The organism is Bacteroidota bacterium (assembly GCA_018831055.1).
Taxonomy (GTDB): domain Bacteria; phylum Bacteroidota; class Bacteroidia; order Bacteroidales; family B18-G4; genus M55B132.
The window spans coordinates 1-2448 of sequence record JAHJRE010000066.1; the positions used below are offsets into that span (position 1 = coordinate 1).

General features: G+C 43.1%; 4 protein-coding genes. 1 reads left to right on the plus strand and 3 read right to left on the minus strand.

Annotated features, from left to right (window positions below; translation table 11 throughout):
- A partial coding sequence (locus KKA81_03915; protein MBU2650059.1) for an IS91 family transposase occupies window positions 1-1096 on the minus strand: 1096 nt, incomplete at its 3' end.
- Window positions 1093-1860, minus strand: coding sequence for a tyrosine-type recombinase/integrase (locus KKA81_03920; protein ID MBU2650060.1), 768 nt, complete (start codon window positions 1858-1860; stop codon window positions 1093-1095). The genes KKA81_03920 and KKA81_03915, both read right to left, overlap by 4 nt.
- On the opposite strand from KKA81_03920, the gene KKA81_03925 reads away from it, so the two are divergent.
- Window positions 1747-1992: a hypothetical protein gene (locus KKA81_03925; GenBank protein ID MBU2650061.1), complete on the plus strand. Its 246-nt coding sequence runs from the start codon at window positions 1747-1749 to the stop codon at window positions 1990-1992. The two genes, KKA81_03920 and KKA81_03925, sit on opposite strands and share 114 nt — an antisense overlap.
- Before the next feature lie 275 nt (window positions 1993-2267).
- Here KKA81_03925 and KKA81_03930 read toward each other — a convergent pair.
- The coding region (locus KKA81_03930) for a hypothetical protein (protein MBU2650062.1) at window positions 2268-2448 on the minus strand (181 nt) is incomplete at its 5' end.

The following is a 2448-nucleotide window of genomic DNA, read 5'->3' on the forward strand; positions in this document are numbered from 1 at the left end:
GATTAAGAACGTTTTGTCGGGGTGGTGCACGGCCTTTAAACATATAAAGGGTAATCAACCGGCCTTTTCGGCAACAAGGACACTGCCTGTGTAAAAAAATTGGCCTTGCAGGCAATACCGGTTCTCCAAGTTCCTGCTGTAGTCTGGGAATAACTGAATTCTTTATCACACTGCTCAGAATTCCATAATGCCGGATGCGCACAAATGCCCGGGGCAAAATATGCATAGCAAACCGGCGGATAAATTCTTGCTGGCTAAGAGTAACAGGATGTGTTTTACCTCCATGACGATAATCTTTGGCCATGAAAATTACCTTATCGCACTGGATGTCTCTAATACGGTGATTGCTGATTGCTATTTTGTGAGTGTACCGGCCAAGATATTCTACCACCTGTTGTGGACCCCAAAAGGGCCGTTTGCAATACACAACCCACTGTTTTGAAAAGAGTTCTTTGTAAAGATCTCCTGGTAAATCCATTTCCTTACGCAGATATTCAACAAAACGGGCTCGAAATACTTTCGAAAGAGCCTTTACAGGAAACAGGTACTTATCTTTTCCCTTTACCGCTTTCCATTTACCTCCGGCTGTTATTCCTCCCCCCGGAACAATGCAATGCAGGTGAGGATGCAGAGTGAGGTTTTGTCCCCAGGTGTGCAATATTGCAATCATTCCCGTTTTTGCCCCCAAAAACTTGGGATTGAATGCAAAACTTCGTATCACTGACCAGGCTGTTTTGAACATCAGACCATAGATTTTTCCTGGTTCATACAGGCAAACCTTATTGAGATGATCCGGAAGAGTAAATACAACGTGGTAATAAGGCACATTGAGTAAATCACCTTCGCGCTTTGATATCCATTCTTCCCGCTTATTCCCCTGGCATTTGGGACAGTGTCGATTGCGGCAACTGTTATAGCTGATATGGATGTGATTACATTTAGGATTATCGCACTTATCGATATGTCCGCCCAGGGCATGGGTACGGCAATCCGCAATGGCTTGTAATGTCCGAATTTGCCAGGTGTTGGCCGTAAGCTTGGAAAGATTTGTGATCTGTTGTTGAAGAATATCGGCCACTTCACAGGCCTCTCTCATTGATCATTTCCCTTTTCGTAAAGCCTGTCCAGAGGATTGAAAGCCTTATCACGTCCCAGTTGAGCTATATGTAGGTAAACCAGCGTGGTTTTGATATCGCTGTGGCCTAAAAGGTCTTTCAGGGTCATAATATCCATACCCATCTCCAGTAAGTGTGTAGCATAGGTGTGGCGAAGAACATGAGAGGTAACATGCTTTTTTATCCCCGCTCGCCTTGCCGCCTCTTTAATGATCCACTGAACACCCGTCTCTGAGAACTGTTGTAGTTGTCCTGAATTGTTTTTCCCATTTACAAGCCATATGTATGGCGGGTCGGATTCTAAATATGTTTTTATACCTCTGGATAGCATCTCCCCTATGGGAACATAGCGATCTTTCATCCCTTTTCCTTCCCTGATATGCAGCATACGACGATCAAGGTCAACATCCTGTAGTTTGATGTTCAGCAACTCAAACCGGCGTAATCCGCAACCATATAACAAACCCAATACGATCCTGTGTTTTAATAAGTGAGGGGCTGATAACAGGGCACGCATCTCCTGACGGCTTAATACTACGGGAAGTTTTCTGGGAAGCTTCAGGGATGGAAGACTGACATCTTTTCCTGCTATGCCCATCACTTTGTAGGCAAAACTCAAACCATAGACCGTATGTTTGAAATAACTCCCGGATGGCGTTTTGCTTTTTGTTCGGATGAAGTGAAGATAATCCAGAACCTGTTCTTCATCCAGTTCCAAAGGATTGCAATTAAAATGCAGGGCCATGGCAGCCAGACAGCGGCCATAATTGGTCAGGGTACTTTGGCTCTTACCGGTGATCTCAATACTCCGCCTAAGCTTTCCATAAAGCTCATTAAAGGTGGAAATATTTTCACAGGCATTTTCAATGATCGTTAGTTTTTTTTCATATTTTTAATGTTTAAATAAGTGTAACCTTAAAGGTAGTGAAAAGTTTCGGCTTTAGCTACCTTTAGGTTTAGTTCAACACGCAATATAGCCAATGGCGGGGGAAGAGGTAATGTGAAGTATTCTGCCCCGCATCAAGGTTTGTAACGCTGGATAGTGTTGTAGCCCGCAAACCGCCACTGGCCATATTGCCAACCGTTATGCACAAGGTGTGAAGACAGTGCAAATAATGAAACACTTAGTTGAAAGAAAATGAATCAGTGAAATTAAGAAATAATGAATGGAATTAATTTAGCTTTTCTACCCACTGAAAGAAGAAAAAGAAAAATAATGGCCAGCGCAAATTTGGCACATTTGCAAAGCCGCACAAGCCACCTCACAACCAAAGCTTCGCAAAAGAGCCAAATTATCCACGCACAATAAAACATCAAAATGAAAATTGAATCA